Below are 16746 nucleotides of genomic sequence, written 5' to 3'. Positions count from 1 at the left end.
GCTGAGGAGAGGTTATGCCAGAGTTGCCAGAGGTTGAAACCAGCCGCCGCGGTATCGAACCGCATTTGGTCGGTGAAACCATCCTTCACGCCGTGGTGCGTAATTCGCGTCTGCGCTGGCCGGTTTCGCAGGAGATCCTGTCGCTGAGCGATCAGCCGGTGCTTAGCGTGCAGCGTCGGGCAAAATATCTGCTGCTGGAGCTGCCGCATGGCTGGATCATCATCCATCTCGGGATGTCCGGCAGTTTACGCGTGCTGCCAGAAGAGTTGCCGGCCGCCACCCATGACCATGTTGATCTGGTGATGAGCAATGGCAAAGTGCTGCGCTACACCGATCCGCGTCGCTTTGGTGCCTGGCTCTGGAGCAACGATCTGGCTGGCAGCAGCGTGCTGGCGCATCTGGGACCGGAGCCGCTCAGCGACCATTTTGATGGTGCTTACCTGTTCGAAAAGTCGCGCGGCAAACGGACGCTGATCAAGCAGTGGTTGATGGATAATAAAGTGGTGGTCGGCGTCGGCAATATTTACGCCAGTGAGTCGCTGTTTACCGCCGGGATCCTGCCCGATCGACCTGCCGGCAGCCTGTCGCAGTCAGAGGCCGGATTGCTGGTCAATACCATCAAAGCGGTGTTACTGCGCTCCATCGAGCAGGGCGGGACCACGCTGCGTGACTTCTTACAGAGTGATGGTAAGCCGGGGTATTTTGCGCAGCAGCTGCAGGTTTATGGTCGGGCCGGGGAACCGTGCCGGGCATGTGGTACGCCGATTGTCAGCGGCAGACACGGGCAGCGCAGCACATACTGGTGCCCGAATTGTCAGCACTAAGCTAATTTAGCCAGCAACGCCTGATAGACTGGCGCGGGCAGGAAGGCAGTGACATCGCCACCGTGACGCGCCACCTCTTTGACCAGCGAAGAGGAAACAAATGAGAAGCCTTCCGACGGCATCAGGAACACGCTCTCCAGCGTCGGCAGCAGATGACGATTCATGTGCGCCAGCTGCATCTCATATTCAAAGTCCGATACCGCACGCAGTCCACGAACCAGCACGTTAGCCTGCTGAGCACGGGCGAAATTTGCCATTAAGTCACTGAATCCGACCACCTCAACGTTAGGCAGATGCGCCACTACCTGGCTCGCCAGCGCCACGCGCTCGTCCAGACTGAACATCGGCTTCTTGCTGGGACTGGCGGCAATCGCCAGCACTACCCGATCAAACATCTGCCCGGCCCGCGTCACAATATCGAGATGTCCCAGCGTAATGGGATCGAAGGTGCCGGGATAAATGGCTTTAGTACTCATACTCGCCCTTTTGCCGATGCGTGATTCAGCGCCCACAGCGCCGAATATTTGTTAAAGGTATATTGTGCGTTAACCACCGCCAGGATCCAGCCCTGTTTGCCATCCAGAAAGCCCGCGCGTAACAGCAGGGTTTTTACAAATGCACCCAGCGTATGGCTGAAGATAGAAAACAGGCCGCAGCGTTTACCGCGCTGATGACGTTCCGTCGCCCAGGCTTCGGCATACGCCAGTTGCTTGCGCTGAAAAGCAATCAAATCACGACAGGTCAGATGTTGCAGATCTCCCTTCAGTGCCACCACCGGCGCGTCTTCGGCGTTCAGCGATTCATGCACCAGGTTGTCATTGTAGTGCAACGTCGGGGGATAGAGCCGCATGACGCGGTCAGGATACCAGCCGCTGTGGCGCATAAAGCGGCCCAGAAACAGGTTGCTGCGGCCAAGGCTGTAAACCGTGCGGCTGGGGGGGGCGATCAATACCTGCTCAATGGCGGCGCGCAGCTCAGGCGTCACGCGCTCATCCGCATCGATCATCAAAATCATGTCGCCGCTGGCGTAACGCTGCGCGCGCTGGCGTTGGATGCCATAACCCTGCCAGTCATCGCTGCGAAACACCTGCGCGCCCGCCTGGGTGGCAATGTCCACGCTGTTATCTTCGCTACCGGAATCCAGCAGGATAATCTCATCGGCCCAGCTGACGGAGGCCAGACAGTCAGGCAGCAGTTCCGCTTCGTTTTTGGCGATCATCACCACTGAAAGACGTTGGCGTGTTGGCATCAGTGGGCCCGTGGCGGTAAATGGGGTTCGAGTAACTGCAGCAGACGTTGCAGCGCGCCCTGGTTCTGATGCAGCACGTCCACCGCGTGGCGTCCGTAATAACGACGATAGTCATCATCCTGCAACAGGTTGGTGACCTCTTTTTCCAGCGAAATCACGTCGGTGACGGTAATCAGGCCCTGGCCCTGTTGCAGTTTGCTGCAGATATCTTTGAAGTTCCAGGTGTGCGGCCCCATCAGAACCGGAATCGCATGTGCAGCAGGCTCCAGTGGGTTATGGCCGCCCCGTTCAACCAGGCTGCCACCGACAAAAGCCAGATCGGCAATACCGTACAGCAGCATCAGTTCACCCATCGAGTCACCAATTACCACCTGAGTCGAGCCAGAAGGAATCTCACCGCTGCTGCGCAGGATAAAGCTGAAGTTACGCTGCTGGGTCAGTTCGCGCGCATCGTTGAAACGTTCGGGATGACGGGGAACCAGAATCAGCAGTAAATCCGGGAAGGATTGCAGCAGTCGGCGATGCGCATCGAGCACGATCGCCTCTTCGCCTTCATGGGTGCTGGTGGCAATCCACACCGGACGCCGCGGCGCCCACTGACGGCGCAGCGTGACGGCTCTGGCCGCCAGCTCTGGCGTCACTGAGATATCAAATTTCAGGCTGCCGGTAATCGCCAGCTGCGAGCGCTTCAGGCCCAGCTCAAGGAACCGGTCGCCATCTTCACTATTCTGCGCCGCAATCAGCGTGATGCTCTGCAGCAGCTGGCGCATGAATTTGCCCAGCTTGCGGTAGCCTTTTGCCGAACGCGCCGAAAGACGGGCGTTGGCGATCACCAGCGGAATATTGCGCTGATGCAGAATGCGGATGATATTGGGCCACAGCTCGGTTTCCATGATGATCACCAGCCGTGGGTTGACCGTATCGAGGAAACGATTAATCGAGCCTGGCAGGTCATAAGGCAGATAAACGTGATGCACATCTTTGCCAAACGCCGATTGCGCCCGCTCTGAACCGGTTGGTGTCATGGTGGTGACGGTAATCGGCAGGGTAGGATAACGATGACGCAACGCACGCACCAGGGGGATCGCCGCCAGCGTTTCGCCGACCGACACCGAGTGCAGCACAATACCGTCTGGCTTAACTTTGCCGACACAATAGCCATAGCGCTCTGCCCAGCGTTTGCGATAGGCCGGCGCTTTACGACCGCGCAGCCACAGGCGCAGCCAAATCAGTGGCTGAATAAGATAGAGCAGTGCGGTGTAAATGGTCGTCATAGTTACCGTTACGACACGTTCGCGTCTAAAACCAGATTAAAATCAGATGGCGGCATGTTATCAGAAACCCTGCATCCACTCATCCCACATTGTCAGTTGCTTCGCAGCACCTGTTGATACAGCGAAGTCAGCGAGCTGGCCAGTCGCTGCGGCCCATAAGGTTCAATTCTGCGCCGTGCCGCTTCGCCCATGCGTGAGTCGACTGAAAGCGACGGTATCGCCTGAATCGCCTGATTCAGTCCATTGATATCCAGCGCATCACAGACGAAACCTTGCTGACCGGCAGTAATAAATTCCGCGCCGCCGCAGCCGGTGCTGGTAATTACCGGCAGGCCACAGGCCATCGCCTCCAGCACCACATTCGGGAAAGGATCGTAGAGCGTGGGCAGCAGTAAACCATCGGCCGCATGATAGAACGGCTGTACGTCCTGCTGTACGCCGACAAAGCGCAGCCGATCCAGACAGTTGAGCTGATTGGCCAGCTGCTGATAGCGCTGCAGCTGTTTATCCTGGCCGACCACAATCAGGTAGCGATCGCTGCCGGCCAGCGCTTCAATCGCCGCTTTCAGCCCTTTGCGCTCAAAACCGGAGCCAACATAGATCAGCACGGTCGCGCTGTCGGGCAGCGATAACTGCTGACGGGTCGCGTGGCGGGTGGCGTCGGTGGCGGGCTGAAAACGGCTGCCGTCGATGGCGTTATGGATGACGTGGATTTTTTCGGCACCGAGTGAGAAGCAGCGCAGGATGTCGCGTTTTACCATCTCAGAGTTACAAATAACCGCTTTCAGCGCCGGCGAATTAAACATCTCCGCTTCCGCCTGCAGGACATAGCGATGGTAAGGGCTGAGGCTGGCGCTCAGGCGCTGCCATGGCGAAACGATCCGCGCACGCTGTTCCAGCCAGACGCGGTGGACACCATCACCGGCACGAAAAATATCACAACCGGCGATGCGCTCATGGCTTTGCACAATGTCGAACTTTTCCCGTTCCCAGCAGGCGCGGGCCGCACGGGCAAATCCACGTTCGCGAGAGACCCGTCCGAGTTTGGGTGGATTACAGATGTGCAGGTGCCAGTCAGGATTCGGCGTGCCCTGCCAGCTGCGGGTGATGATGTTGAGATCCAGCTGTTCGCTGCCCAGCGCTTCCAGCGCCCGCGAGATAAAACGCTCGGCGCCGCCATCAGGGCGGTATTTCTGCCGGACAATCGCCAGCCGTAACTTACTCATTCAGATAACTCCTTGCCGCCGCGACCACATCCTTAACCGGGATGGCCGACAGGTAACGCTGGTCAGTTTTGGTATCAATCGAGTCCGGTGACGGCAGCGGACCATAATCGCCCGCCCAGATGACGTGATTATTGTCGCCCCACGGCCGCCAGTGCTGCAGCTTGGTCGGGCCAAACAGCGCAATACAGGGTGTGTTCAGCGCGGCCGCCATATGCATCGGGGCGGAGTCGACGCCAATAAACAGCCGGGCATGATCGATCAGCGCCGCCAGCTGCGGCAGAGTGAACTGGCCAGCCAGCGACACCACATACTGCGTGGTGCACAGCGCCTGAATGCGCTCGATCATCGCCAGTTCGTGTTTATCCGGCCCGGCGGTCAGCACCACCGGACGTTCTGGCTGCGCCAGCTGGTCGATGGTGGCGGCAACGCTCTCCTCTTCCCAGCATTTAAAGCCCCAGCGGGAGGTCGGCTGCACCACGATAAACGGCGAGGCGATCTGCTTCTCCGCCAGTCTGGCGAGCACGTGTTGACGATCGGCTTCACTGTAGTGCATCGAAACCCGCGCGCTCTCGCTGCTGATGCCGAGCGGAGCCAGCGCGGACATATTCTGCTCCACGGTATGCAGTTTGCTGTGATTGAGGGTCGGGACCAGCTGGTTATGACACAGCCGCCAGAGCAGGTTGTCACGCTTTTTAAACGCGAAGCCGATGCGTATCGGCGCGGCGGAGAGCAGGGTAATCAGGGCTGCACGCCATTGATCGGCCAGATTAATCACCACGTCGTAATGACATCCCCGTACCGCACGAATCAAGGCATATTCATGGCCCAGCTTGCGCCAGCCGCCTTGCTGCTTCCACTTACGATCAATCACGTGCAGATGGCGGATATCCGGATGCGCTTCCAGCATCGGACGCGTTTCCTGATAGAGCAACACGTCGATACTGGCCTGCGGATAACGCTGGCGAAGGGCGTTGATCGCCGGCGTCGTCAGTAGCATGTCGCCATGATGGCGCAGCTTGATAAGCAATATATTTTGCGGAGAGACGTTTGCTGGGATCGGACTGGCCATAAACAATTGTTCTCAAATTTTAGTGAACCGATTGTAGGGCAAACCCTTTTTAGGATAAAGCCAGCCTCAAGGGTTATTTGTAACGCCAGCGATAGAGACGACTCAGCCACAGCAGCAGCTGATACCACTGCTTAATCCCACGGGCATTGCGTAGCATTCGCCGATGCGTCTGGCTGGCAAACAGGTCGGCGATAATCGCCCGGCGTGCGTCACTATCCGGCTCCCGACGTACGCTATGACAGACGCTGAGCGCTTCATGCGTCACCTGATAATGGAACGATGGATAGATTTTTACCTTGCCGCGGTAGCGGCGATTCAGCGCTTCCAGCATACCGGCAATCTTCAGATAGTGACGCTGGTATTCGACATTACGCTGGCCGGTGCGCTTGCGATTGCTGATCGAGGCGTCATGCATGTAGTAGCGGTACAGCACCGCATCGGTATAACGCACGCGTTTCGCCAGCAACATGAATTCAGTGGTCCACGGAATGTCCTGATGGTGCAGCCCTGGCTCAAACAGCAACTGATGCTGTTCAATCAACGCACGACGATAAATGCCCAGCCACACCACATGCATGTAGCGGTGGGTTTTTAACGCGGTATTCAGCCAGTCGGGACCGCTCAGCACGCCGGTACTGCGCAGGCGGTCCAGCGGAATCAGCGGCTTAACCCGCTGGCTATGTTTGAAATACCATTCGGCATTGCACTGTGCCGCATCAAGATTGTCCTGTTCCGCCAGCGTCACCAGCGTCTGGTACATCTCCGGTTGCATGGTGTCATCGGCATCGGGAAAGGTGACATACTTCCCCTGCGCGACCGCCAGGCCAGCATTACGCGCGCGTGAGACGCCGCCGTTTTCCTGATGAATGACCCGAACGTGGGAGTGATGTTGGGCGTAATAGTCGGCGCGCTCACCGGAACCGTCGGTTGAGCCGTCATCGACAATGATGATCTCCAGCGACGTCAGCGTTTGCGCCAGCAGCGACTGCATGAATTCATCAAACATGCTGCCCGCGTTGTACATAGGCGTAATGATACTCAACAGGGGAAGAGCACTCATGACAACGTTTGCACCTGTGCAGAGTGAAACGCGAAAGGGGTTTGCCTCATCATCATAAACCAGGTCCAGGCCAGCAAAATAAAATAGGGTGACTGACGATTATAAAACTGACTTTCGCCCATGCTGAAGTAAATCACCGGAATTGTTAACAAAAACGCACGCAGAGTCCCTTTTCCCTGAAGCAAGATGGCTGCAACGTGGAATTGTAAAAGCCAGGCGCACCGCCCGTCACGCCACAGATACGTCAGGTGACACAACCGGTAGCAAAAAATCTTCGCGCCGCGCTAACCGAAAAACTTGTGCCGGACGTAGTTCATCATCCAGCTGAAACTTTCAGCGTACTGTTTCTGATGCCACTTGATCCGGGCGAAGCGCTTCATCTCTTTATAATGTTTGGGTAAATCAAGCGACTGTGAAGCCCAGGGTGAGCGCTGGTAATAGTCGTAATAGAGCAGTGAGAGGTCGCTGCCGCCCCACGCATGCCAGGGTTTGCATTTACCGGTGTAATGAATCATCACGGTATCGTCCGGTACCCGGAAGCGGTGCCACACCTTGTTCGCGATGATGTCGTAAATGTGGTTGTAACGTTCCGGCAGGATCAGCACCTCATCTTCCAGCACAATGTTCAATGCATCCTGATCGGGAAAGCCAAACTCCGCTCCGCGGGTGACCAGCACCTCGGTAATGCGGGCCGTGGTCTGACGCGCCATCCAGCGTGGAATATTGATCAGCATAAAGCCGGAGTTGAAGTAGTTGTTGCCCTTCAGGCCGAGCTTCGGACACTGATTCTGACGCGCCCGTGGCGTATCGTTACAGGCACACAGCGTGTAATCGGCAATATCCAGGCTGAATAACGGCGAATAGTCACCCACCACCAGCGTATCGGCGTCGATGTAGATCACCCGATCGCTGAAGCGCGCCACGGTTTCGGGGATCAGAAAACGATAATGGATGCTTTTTGGATAGCGTCCGACCGCCGGCAACTGATCGACCCAGGCACTGTTGAAAATGTGCAGCGTAATCGCCAGCCGATGACCAGTTGCCAGCGAACGTAATTTTTCGACATCCTGCTCGCTTAGCGAGTCTGAAAAGATATGGGCGTGGAAAGCGGTATCAGGATGATGGCTGAGTAGTGAAAATAACGTAATGCCCAGACCACGCGCATAGGCGTGGTTGATGCCAAAGGCAACGTGCACCGGATTTGCATCCGTATCAGAGAGCGTGTTGACCAGGAGCTTACTTTGCTGAACAGCATCAGCAACAGGGGTAATTGCCATTACGCTTCACTATTCCAGATTATGAGTAATAAACGCTTGTATTCTAGTCAGTTTATCGTGATCCAGCCCAAATAATTTTTCAGCGGGCTGATCAAAGCGAAAACGCGTGGCAAAAACGAATGTCGACGCAGCAACATTATCGGGCCCGACAAACAGCACATTGTTGACCGGACGCTGTTCCCTGACTTCACAAGGGCCATAAAGCATGATCACCGGTACCTGCTGCGCATCGGCAATATAGGCATTGCCGGAGTCAGATGAGATATAGAAATCCATCTGCGCGATGGCCCAGGGCACCTCTTCCAGTTTTAGCTCACCAATCAGGCTCACGATATTTTCTTTCGGGCCGGTTAAGCTCAGCAATTCATCCAGCCACGGCTGTTCAGCAGGCGGCCCGAATACATAAAAGGTACAGGGCAGGTCGGTCAGCGCTTCCATCAGCTGCTGCCAGACGCTGGCGGGAATGGTTTTTGCCCGGTTGCCAGCGGAGATACTGATACCGATTTTAATCCCTTCACGCGGAGCCAGCAGCGCAGCAGGCGGCGCGGGCGGCTGCCACAGCGGCGACGTGGCGTGCTTAGGGAAATCGGTATAACGGTATTCCCGGTTGATCAGTTTCAGGTAGCTGTCGAGGGTTAAATCGGTCTTGGCATGATCCACAATGCCGCTGGCGCTGCGATAGAACACCGCGTGGTAGGACTTACGCACATAGGTGCGCAAAAACTGTTTGTTCGGCGCGTTACACAGCGATGCAAAAAACAGGTTTACGCTGTTGGGCTGCACCAGATAAACATTGTCGTAGCGGTTCATCAGGGTGAACGCCAGTTTAAGCTTGGCAAAGAAGCTGCGCTTCGCCTCTTCAATCAGAAAATAGCGGCTGACGGTATCATCATGGCGCACCAGCGGTTCTACCGCCTTACTGATCAGCAATTCGGACTGACCCAGCGCGCGCAGCATCGGCGTGATATTAATGAAATCACCGATTTTTGCCGTCTGAATGATTAAATTGCGCCCGGTCGGCCGGTAAAACAGCCGCATCAGCGTGCGAAACGGCACCAGCAGCAGGTAGATCAACACATAGTTCATGGCCTGTTTTCCGTAATAACGGCCTGCAGTTTTTCTGCCACCGCGTCGGCAGTCAGCTCCGCCAGATTATGATTCGGGGCGCTCAGCGCCTGTTGATTCTGACCGTAACCACCGATCAGGCCCGGATCGGTCGGTCCATACAGCGTCAGGTTAGGGCGATCCAGCGCGGCGGTCAGGTGGCTTAATCCGGTATCGACTGATACTACCGCACGCGCGCCAGCCAGCTGCCGGGCAATCGCCTCCAGCGTCAGTTTCGGCAGCACATCGACGTGCTCAAATCCTTCGGCCAGGCGCTGCGCACGCTGGTGCTCATGTTCTGCGCCCCACGGTAACTTGATCCGCAATCCGCTCGGCTGCACCCGTTCAATCAGCTGCCGCCAGTGCGACTCTGGCCAGTGCTTGTTGTCACGCGTCGTGGCGTGCAGAAACACCAGATAGTGCTGTGCATCGGCAGGCAGGTGATGCAGGAAATGTCCGGCAATCGCATAGTCGCCCTGGCCGTGCGGTTTCTCATAGCCGAGACTTTTAGCAAACAGTTCGCGCGTCCGCTCGACGGCGTGCTGTTGCTTACTGACCTCATGCCGCACGTCATACCACCAGCTGGCAAACGGTTCACGCGCGCTGCGGCTATCCTGGCCATGCTTAACGCCTTTTGACAATCGCGTCACCAGCGCCGCGCTTTTGATCAGCCCCTGCGCATCAATCACGATATCGTACTGACGTGCCTGTAACGCGCGCTTAAACAGCACGCGCTCTTCACGCTGCTGGCTGCCAAACCAGTGTTTGCGCCAGCGGCGAATCGCTACCGGTAGCACCTTATCCACTGCGGGATGCCAGCCGGGGATCTGAGCAAAGTTCTCTTCCACCACCCAGTCGAAACGGATGCCAGGAATGGCGTGCATCGCATCGGTCAGCGCTGGTAACGAATGCAGCACGTCGCCCATTGATGAGGTTTTAACGATCAGGACGTGCATGGCACCTCCTGCGGCGCGTCGAGTAATTCGGTAAGGGTCTGATGCACGCGCTCGGGTTGTATGTCGATCAGGCTCTGATGATAGCCCTGCTCGGCGTCGCCTTTGCGCACTTTGTGATAGCCGCTAATCAGGCGAATAACCCGCGCCTGGCGAGCCAGCGGTGGCGTAAAGTCAGGGCTGCTTGGGCCATAGAGCGCGACCAGCGGACGGTCCAGCGCGGCGGCGATATGCATCAGGCCGGAGTCGTTGCTGACCACTGCCCGGCACTGTGCCAGCAGAATCACTGCCTGCTCCAGCTGAGTCTCACCGGCCAGATTACGGCAGTGGACGCGGGCCGCTTCCGGCAGTGCGGCGATAATTTCCTCACCGGTTGGCCGATCTTTTGCCGAGCCAAACAGCACAATCTGAAATCCTTCCGCGATCAGCTGCTGCGCCAGTGCAGCGTAGTGATAGTGCGGCCAGCGTTTTGCCGGACCAAATTCGGCGCCGGGACAAAAACCGATCACTGGACGCGTCGCCGACAGCTGAAACTGCGCGGCGGTCTGAATTTTTTCCTGCTCTTCGACCTGTAGCTTTGGCCACAGCAGCGGTTGCGGCAGCTGCTGTGCCGACGCCACAGGCGTGTCATAGGCCAGCGCGACGTAGCGTTCAACCATCAGCGGGAAAGCCGCTTTATCCAGCACCCGCAGATCGTTCAGCAAGCCATAACGCATTTCGCCGCGCCAGCCAACGCGACGTTTGATCCCGGCGAAGAACGGCACCAGTGCCGACTTAAACGAATTCGGCAACACATAGGCGCGGTCATAGTGGCTGGCGCGCAGCGTTTTGCCTAACCGGCGTCGCTCACCAATTTCCAGCGCACCATGGCCAAGCGGCATCGCCAGCGCCTGATTCACTTCCGGCATGCGTGACAGCAGTGGACGACACCAGGCCGGTGCCATCACATCAATCACCGCATCGGGATGCTCGGCCTTGAGCGTGCGATAGAGACTTTGCGACATCATCATATCGCCGACCCACGACGGGCCGATTACCAGAATTTTCATCGCCGGAGCAGCTTCCTTTATGCGTTACGGTTAAGCCAGGCCATATATTCAGCGACGCCCTGCGCCACGGTTTTGAACGGCTTGTCATAGCCTGCGGCACGCAGCCGGGTCAGATCGGCCTGGGTGTATGCCTGATAGCGTCCTTTGAGTTTTTCCGGGAACGGTATGTACTCAATCTGGCCTTTCTGATGGAATTTCAGGACCGCATCGGCCACTTCCTGGAAGGATTCTGCGCGGCCGGTACCACAGTTATAAATGCCGGAGACGCCGTTCTCCCAGCACCACAGGTTCACCGCAGCCACGTCATCTACATGGATGAAATCGCGTTTGAAACCGTCGCTGCCTTCAAACAGTTTTGGATTTTCATCGTTGCTGATTTGGGTATTGAGATGAAAAGCGACGCTCGCCATGCTGCCTTTGTGGCCTTCTCGCGGTCCGTAGACGTTAAAGTAGCGGAAACCGCACACCGGCGAGTTCGCTTCCGGCAGCATCTGACGGACGTAGTGATCGAACAGCATCTTCGAGTAACCATAGACGTTCAGCGGCTGCTCATACTGGCGCTCTTCGATGAAATTCTCGTTGCGGCCGCCATAGGTGGCTGCTGAAGAGGCATACAGGAACGGGATTTCGCGCTCAAGACAGAAGTGCAGCAGCTCTTTGGAGTACTGATAGTTGTTCTCCATCATGTACTTGCCATCCCACTCGGTGGTGGAAGAGCAGGCGCCCTGATGAAACACCGCTTCGATCGGGCCTAAATCATCGCCCGCGATCACGCTCATCAGGAACTCTTCTTTGTCCATGTAATCGACAATATCCAGGTCGACTAAGTTGGCAAACTTGGTGCCATCCTTCAGATTATCCACCACCAGAATGTCGGTGTGACCGCGATCGTTCAGCGCTTTGACGATGTTGCTGCCAATCATTCCTGCGCCGCCAGTTACGATAATCATGTTGTTACCTTCAACGTTGTGGGGTGAAACAGGAGGTTTCACACACGAATACTTCACATCATAACATTTCATCAGGGTGCAGACAGCCAGATGACTCTGTAACAATTGGTGCGGTATCCGCCATGGCGTGAACTATGCTGCAAAAATGACATTCTGTTGGGTGATTTATCGTGGTCAGGCTTGCTGTTCAGTAAGATGTGCCAAATTTTTGCCATCTGAGGAGAGCAATAATGCCCGCGCAATTTTATCAACAACTTCGTCAGCAACTCGATACTGCCCGTCAGGAAGGCCTGTTTAAACAGGAGCGAATTATCACCTCTGCTCAGCAAACGGAAATCGCCGTCGGCAGCGATCCGGCAGTCATCAACTTCTGCGCCAACAACTACCTGGGGCTGGCCAACCATCCCGCTCTGATCCAGGCGGCAAAAGAGGGGATGGACTCGCACGGATTTGGCATGGCATCAGTGCGCTTCATCTGCGGCACCCAGGACAGCCACAAACTGCTGGAAAAACGGCTGGCGGAATTTCTGGGAATGGAAGATGCGATCCTCTACTCCTCCTGTTTCGACGCCAATGGCGGATTGTTTGAGACCCTGTTTGATGCGCAGGACGCCATCATTTCTGACGCCCTGAATCATGCCTCAATCATTGACGGGGTCCGGCTGTGTAAAGCGCAGCGCTATCGCTACGCCAATAACGATATGGAACAGCTGCGGGCGCGTTTACAGGAGGCGCGTGCTAACGGTGCCCGTCACATTGTGATCGCGACCGATGGCGTGTTCTCAATGGATGGCGTGATTGCTAACCTGCCGGCGATCTGCGATCTGGCCGACGAGTTCTCGGCGCTGGTGATGGTGGATGATTCGCATGCGGTGGGTTTTGTGGGCAATGCCGGACGCGGAACCCATGAGTATTGCGAGGTGATGGGCCGTGTCGACATCATCACCGGCACGCTGGGTAAAGCGCTGGGCGGCGCATCGGGCGGCTACACCGCAGCGAAAGCGGAAGTGGTTGAGTGGCTGCGTCAGCGTTCACGGCCTTATCTGTTTTCCAACTCACTGGCGCCTGCAATTGTTGCCGCCTCTCTGCGGGTGCTTGATCTGTTGAGCGAAGGCGACGGCCTGCGTCAGCGGCTGTGGGATAACGCCCGCTTCTTCCGTGAGCAGATGACCGCGGCTGGCTTTACTCTCGCCGGTGCCGATCACGCCATAATCCCGGTGATGCTGGGCGAAGCCAGCGTGGCGCAGGAATTTGCCCGTCTGCTGCAACAGGAAGGCATCTACGTCACCGGTTTCTTCTATCCGGTGGTGCCCAAAGGCCAGGCGCGCATTCGCACCCAGATTTCTGCTGCCCATACCCAGCAGCAGCTGGAACGCGCGGTCGCGGCCTTTACCCGAATCGGCAAACAACTGGGCGTCATCGCCTGAGGAATTAACCATGAAAGCACTCGCCAAACTGAAGAAAGAAGCGGGCATCTGGATGGTGACCGATGCGCCGGTTCCTGAGCCGGGCCATAACGATCTGCTGATAAAAATCCGTAAAACGGCCATCTGCGGGACCGACGTGCACATCTACAACTGGGATGACTGGTCGCGCAAAACCATCCCGGTGCCGATGATTGTTGGCCATGAATATGTGGGGGAAGTGGTGGCGGTCGGCCAGGAGGTCAAAGGTTTTTCTATTGGCGACCGGGTGTCAGGCGAAGGCCACATCACCTGCGGCCACTGCCGCAACTGCCGTGCCGGACGCACCCATCTGTGCCGCAATACCATCGGGGTGGGCGTTAACCGTCAGGGCTGTTTTGCCGAATATCTGGTGATCCCGGCATTCAATGCCTTCAAAATTCCTGACAACATTTCCGATGAGCTGGCGGCGATTTTTGACCCGTTCGGCAATGCGGTGCATACCGCGCTGTCGTTTGATCTGGTCGGTGAGGACGTGCTGATCTCCGGAGCCGGTCCTATCGGCATTATGGCGGCGGCGGTCTGTCGTCACGTTGGCGCGCGCAACGTGGTGATTACCGACATCAATGAATACCGGCTGGCGCTGGCGCAGAAAATGGGCGTTACCCGGGCGGTTAATGTGGCAAAAGAAGATCTGCGCGAGGTGATGCATTCGCTGGGGATGACCGAGGGATTTGATGTCGGGCTGGAAATGTCGGGCGCGCCGCCGGCCTTCCGCACGCTGCTTGAGGTGATGAACCACGGTGGACGGATCGCTCTGCTGGGTATCCCGCCGGGTGAAATGGCGATCGACTGGAACCTGGTCATTTTCAAGGGGCTGTTTATTAAGGGCATCTACGGTCGCGAGATGTTTGAAACCTGGTATAAAATGGCGGCGCTGATCCAGTCGGGACTCGACTTAACGCCGATTATTACCCATCGCTATGCGATTGATGATTTTCAGCAGGGCTTCGATGAGATGCGTTCCGGACGTTCCGGCAAAGTGATCCTCAACTGGGATTAAGCAGATGGCGGCCGTTATGCGGCCGCGTTATTACGCCTGCTTTTTCTCTTCATCGGTCAGGTAGCGCACTTTGCGGGTGTAATCCTGGCCTTTAAACATCAGCGGCTGGCGGGGATCGCGAAGGTATTTTTGCCATTCCGACAGCGGGAAGCCGCCGTGTGCACCTACCACCTCAGTCGGTATCACCGCTGACTGACCGCCTATTTTCTTCGAAACCGGCCAGTTGGCCCATTCACCCAGATTAACAGTCCTCAGATCCAGCATGTCCAGCAACACCGCCAGCGGCAGCTGATCGGTCGGTGGCTGGCTGTCATTCATCAAATGCCAGGTATCATTAAATAGCGTCAGCCACAGCGGTGAAATACGCTGCCAGACCGCGCGCGTCGCCGCCAGATAAGCGCCATTGACGTGATCAACTAGGTAAGGACGGATGCTGGACGGATAATAAGCGGGAATCACCTCTTTTGGCGCGCCTTCCAGTTTGGCAATCATTTTGCCCTGACGGAAGCTGGAGTAGAGATGGCCTGGCTTCATTCTGATGTCAGGCATCTTCAGTAGATTGAGGTCAGAATCGATCATCAGAATGCCGTCGCCTTTGGCCTGCAGGGGGGCCTGCAGTTTGATCAACCGGCTGCGATAGATCTGCTTATAGCGATAGTTTTCCTCGCGATGCGGAACGTCCAGCGTCGCCACCCGGGTTTTAGCCGGCAGCGCGCCAAAGGCCGCCGCAGGTTGATCGCTGACGATAACAATCTCTTCTATCTGCGTCGCAAAGCGTGCGGCAAACGTGGCGCTGAGCAGGGCTTCTTCAATGTAATCCGCGCCGGTGCAGGGGATTACCACCGAGGTCAGCGTCACATCTCCCTGCACGTCCGCCTGATCGTAGGGCAGGTTATGGCGCGCCCGGATATGGCGATAGCGAGGATTTAAAAAATTAAGCATGGGGTTTTTCTCTGACGACGCTCTGAAGAATATTTTCAACGCCGCTGACGTAGGTTTCAATAGCGTATTGTTCGCGCACGCGCTTGCCTGCCGCATTGATCAGTCGCTGACGTAAATCCGCATCCTGCCACAGCGCAGTAAGATGCTGGGTCAGTTGCACCACATTGCCGTAATCAAACAGCAAGCCGGTTTCATCATGACTGATCAATTCGGCAGTACCGACCACGCGCGAACCGACGACGGCGGTGTTCACCAGCATCGCTTCCAGCACCACCCGTGGCAGACCTTCACTGCGTGACGCGAGAATAAACGCATCGAAGGCGGTGAGATAATCCAGTGCATTATTCTGGAAGCCGGTAAACACCACGTGATTCTGAATATTTTCCGCCGTCGCCAGCTGCAGCAGGTGCTGTAATTCAGGTCCGGCACCAACAACGATCATTTTCCAGTCGGCATCCGGATTGGCACGTTTGAAGCGGCCCAGCGCCTGCAACGTATGATGATTGGATTTACGTAATATCAGCGAACCGATGGAGCCAAACACAAAGGTACCGGGAGCCAGTTTAAAGCGCTGACGCACCTCAAGGCGGTCGGGCAGCGGCTGGTGGATATCAATAGCGTTGCTGACGGTAAAACAGCGATCTGCCTTCACGCCGTGCTTACGTAGCGTGGCGTTAACGCCCTCGGAGACCGCAATCACCGCCTGGCAATCCTGATTAACCATTTTAACCAGCCGCGGCTCCAGCAGCGGATCGATACGACAGTGCTGGACCACCGCCACATTCAGGCCTCGCGCCGCCAGATACCCTTCGACATTGGTACTGGGCTGGTTATTCATATACAGCGTGTCGTAGTTGCCCAGCTGTAACAACGAGTTGATTTTGCTGGCGTTGGGAATGATGCGCCAGCGCTCATCAATCAGATCGATGGCGCGCTTCTTAAGTTTTTTATTGAAAAACAGCAGTGCACGCGCCACCTCTTTGACGATTTTGGCCCAGCGCGGTTGTTTGATTTGCGGAATAAAGAATACCGGAATATCCAGTGCAAGCAGTACGGACTCAATGGTTTCACCGTTGCCGCGTCCGTAGTTGTGGTAGAAGCAGCAGGTGATATCAAATTTCTGACGATCAATACGCTTCAGCAGCTCCAGCATGCTGTTGGTGCCGCCTCCCCATTCTCTGCCGTTATCCAGCAGCAGAATTTTTTGTTTATTTATCGTCATCCGTCTCAATATTCCACACAGCACCTCATGGCCCGACCCGGGATTATAGTAATTTCTGCGTAGAATTGAACGCTAAGCTGC

16 protein-coding genes are annotated in these 16746 nt (G+C 56.4%); 3 read left to right on the top strand and 13 right to left on the bottom strand.

The annotated features are described in order from the left end of the window. Window positions 1-14: 14 nt before the first annotated feature. Complete coding sequence (mutM, locus tag AC6I8I_RS19585; RefSeq protein WP_312055947.1) at window positions 15-824, top strand: bifunctional DNA-formamidopyrimidine glycosylase/DNA-(apurinic or apyrimidinic site) lyase; 810 nt, start codon at window positions 15-17, stop codon at window positions 822-824. Here the strand turns inward: mutM and coaD are convergent. The 11 genes from coaD to rfaD form a co-directional block, all read right to left on the bottom strand. Then, entirely contained in the window at window positions 821-1300 is a 480-nt protein-coding gene (coaD, locus tag AC6I8I_RS19580; RefSeq protein WP_312055948.1) for a pantetheine-phosphate adenylyltransferase, read from the bottom strand. The genes mutM and coaD overlap by 4 nt on opposite strands. Continuing rightward, complete coding sequence (locus tag AC6I8I_RS19575; protein ID WP_497820621.1) at window positions 1297-2073, bottom strand: glycosyltransferase family 2 protein; 777 nt, start codon at window positions 2071-2073, stop codon at window positions 1297-1299. The genes coaD and AC6I8I_RS19575 overlap by 4 nt, the downstream gene beginning before the upstream one ends. Beyond that, window positions 2073-3347: a lipid IV(A) 3-deoxy-D-manno-octulosonic acid transferase gene (gene waaA / locus AC6I8I_RS19570; RefSeq protein ID WP_031375144.1), complete on the bottom strand. Its 1275-nt coding sequence runs from the start codon at window positions 3345-3347 to the stop codon at window positions 2073-2075. Before waaA ends, AC6I8I_RS19575 begins: the two co-directional genes overlap by 1 nt. A gap of 92 nt (window positions 3348-3439) precedes the next feature. Beyond that, window positions 3440-4573 (bottom strand): glycosyltransferase family 4 protein, encoded by a 1134-nt coding sequence (locus AC6I8I_RS19565; protein WP_312760479.1) that lies wholly within the window; start codon window positions 4571-4573, stop codon window positions 3440-3442. Beyond that, window positions 4566-5642, bottom strand: a complete 1077-nt coding sequence (rfaQ, locus tag AC6I8I_RS19560) for a putative lipopolysaccharide heptosyltransferase III (RefSeq protein WP_497820620.1) — start codon at window positions 5640-5642, stop codon at window positions 4566-4568. The genes AC6I8I_RS19565 and rfaQ overlap by 8 nt, the downstream gene beginning before the upstream one ends. Before the next feature lie 73 nt (window positions 5643-5715). Further along, window positions 5716-6765, bottom strand: coding sequence for a glycosyltransferase (locus AC6I8I_RS19555; protein WP_409519834.1), 1050 nt, complete (start codon window positions 6763-6765; stop codon window positions 5716-5718). Between the two features lie 221 nt (window positions 6766-6986). Next, window positions 6987-7979: a glycosyltransferase family 8 protein gene (locus AC6I8I_RS19550; RefSeq protein WP_497820619.1), complete on the bottom strand. Its 993-nt coding sequence runs from the start codon at window positions 7977-7979 to the stop codon at window positions 6987-6989. Window positions 7980-7988: 9 nt separating this feature from the next. Further along, window positions 7989-9065: a glycosyltransferase family 9 protein gene (locus tag AC6I8I_RS19545; RefSeq protein ID WP_312055953.1), complete on the bottom strand. Its 1077-nt coding sequence runs from the start codon at window positions 9063-9065 to the stop codon at window positions 7989-7991. Further along, window positions 9062-10039 carry a lipopolysaccharide heptosyltransferase RfaC gene (gene rfaC / locus AC6I8I_RS19540; protein ID WP_312055954.1) on the bottom strand — a complete coding sequence of 326 codons (978 nt, stop codon included), beginning with the start codon at window positions 10037-10039 and terminating at the stop codon, window positions 9062-9064. Before rfaC ends, AC6I8I_RS19545 begins: the two co-directional genes overlap by 4 nt. Further along, complete coding sequence (gene rfaF / locus AC6I8I_RS19535) at window positions 10027-11085, bottom strand: ADP-heptose--LPS heptosyltransferase RfaF (RefSeq protein WP_312055955.1); 1059 nt, start codon at window positions 11083-11085, stop codon at window positions 10027-10029. Before rfaF ends, rfaC begins: the two co-directional genes overlap by 13 nt. 17 nt (window positions 11086-11102) lie before the next feature. Continuing rightward, window positions 11103-12035, bottom strand: coding sequence for an ADP-glyceromanno-heptose 6-epimerase (gene rfaD / locus AC6I8I_RS19530; RefSeq protein WP_069729264.1), 933 nt, complete (start codon window positions 12033-12035; stop codon window positions 11103-11105). A gap of 230 nt (window positions 12036-12265) precedes the next feature. Between rfaD and AC6I8I_RS19525 the strand changes: the two genes are divergently transcribed. Next, entirely contained in the window at window positions 12266-13462 is a 1197-nt protein-coding gene (locus AC6I8I_RS19525) for a glycine C-acetyltransferase (RefSeq protein WP_031375591.1), read from the top strand. A 10-nt stretch (window positions 13463-13472) separates the two neighbouring features. Continuing rightward, the gene (gene tdh, locus AC6I8I_RS19520) at window positions 13473-14501 is read left to right on the top strand and encodes an L-threonine 3-dehydrogenase (protein ID WP_069729266.1); all 1029 of its coding nucleotides are present in this window, start codon (window positions 13473-13475) and stop codon (window positions 14499-14501) included. 30 nt (window positions 14502-14531) lie between these two features. Here the strand turns inward: tdh and AC6I8I_RS19515 are convergent, their stop codons facing one another. Then, window positions 14532-15443 carry a hypothetical protein gene (locus AC6I8I_RS19515; protein ID WP_312055956.1) on the bottom strand — a complete coding sequence of 304 codons (912 nt, stop codon included), beginning with the start codon at window positions 15441-15443 and terminating at the stop codon, window positions 14532-14534. Then, entirely contained in the window at window positions 15436-16665 is a 1230-nt protein-coding gene (locus AC6I8I_RS19510) for a glycosyltransferase (protein WP_312055957.1), read from the bottom strand. Before AC6I8I_RS19510 ends, AC6I8I_RS19515 begins: the two co-directional genes overlap by 8 nt. Between the last annotated feature and the right edge of the window lie 81 nt (window positions 16666-16746).

The sequence above is a fragment of the Pantoea sp. X-Soil-YNGN-775 genome (assembly GCF_059730575.1).
This window is presented reverse-complemented; position numbering and strand designations above follow the sequence as displayed.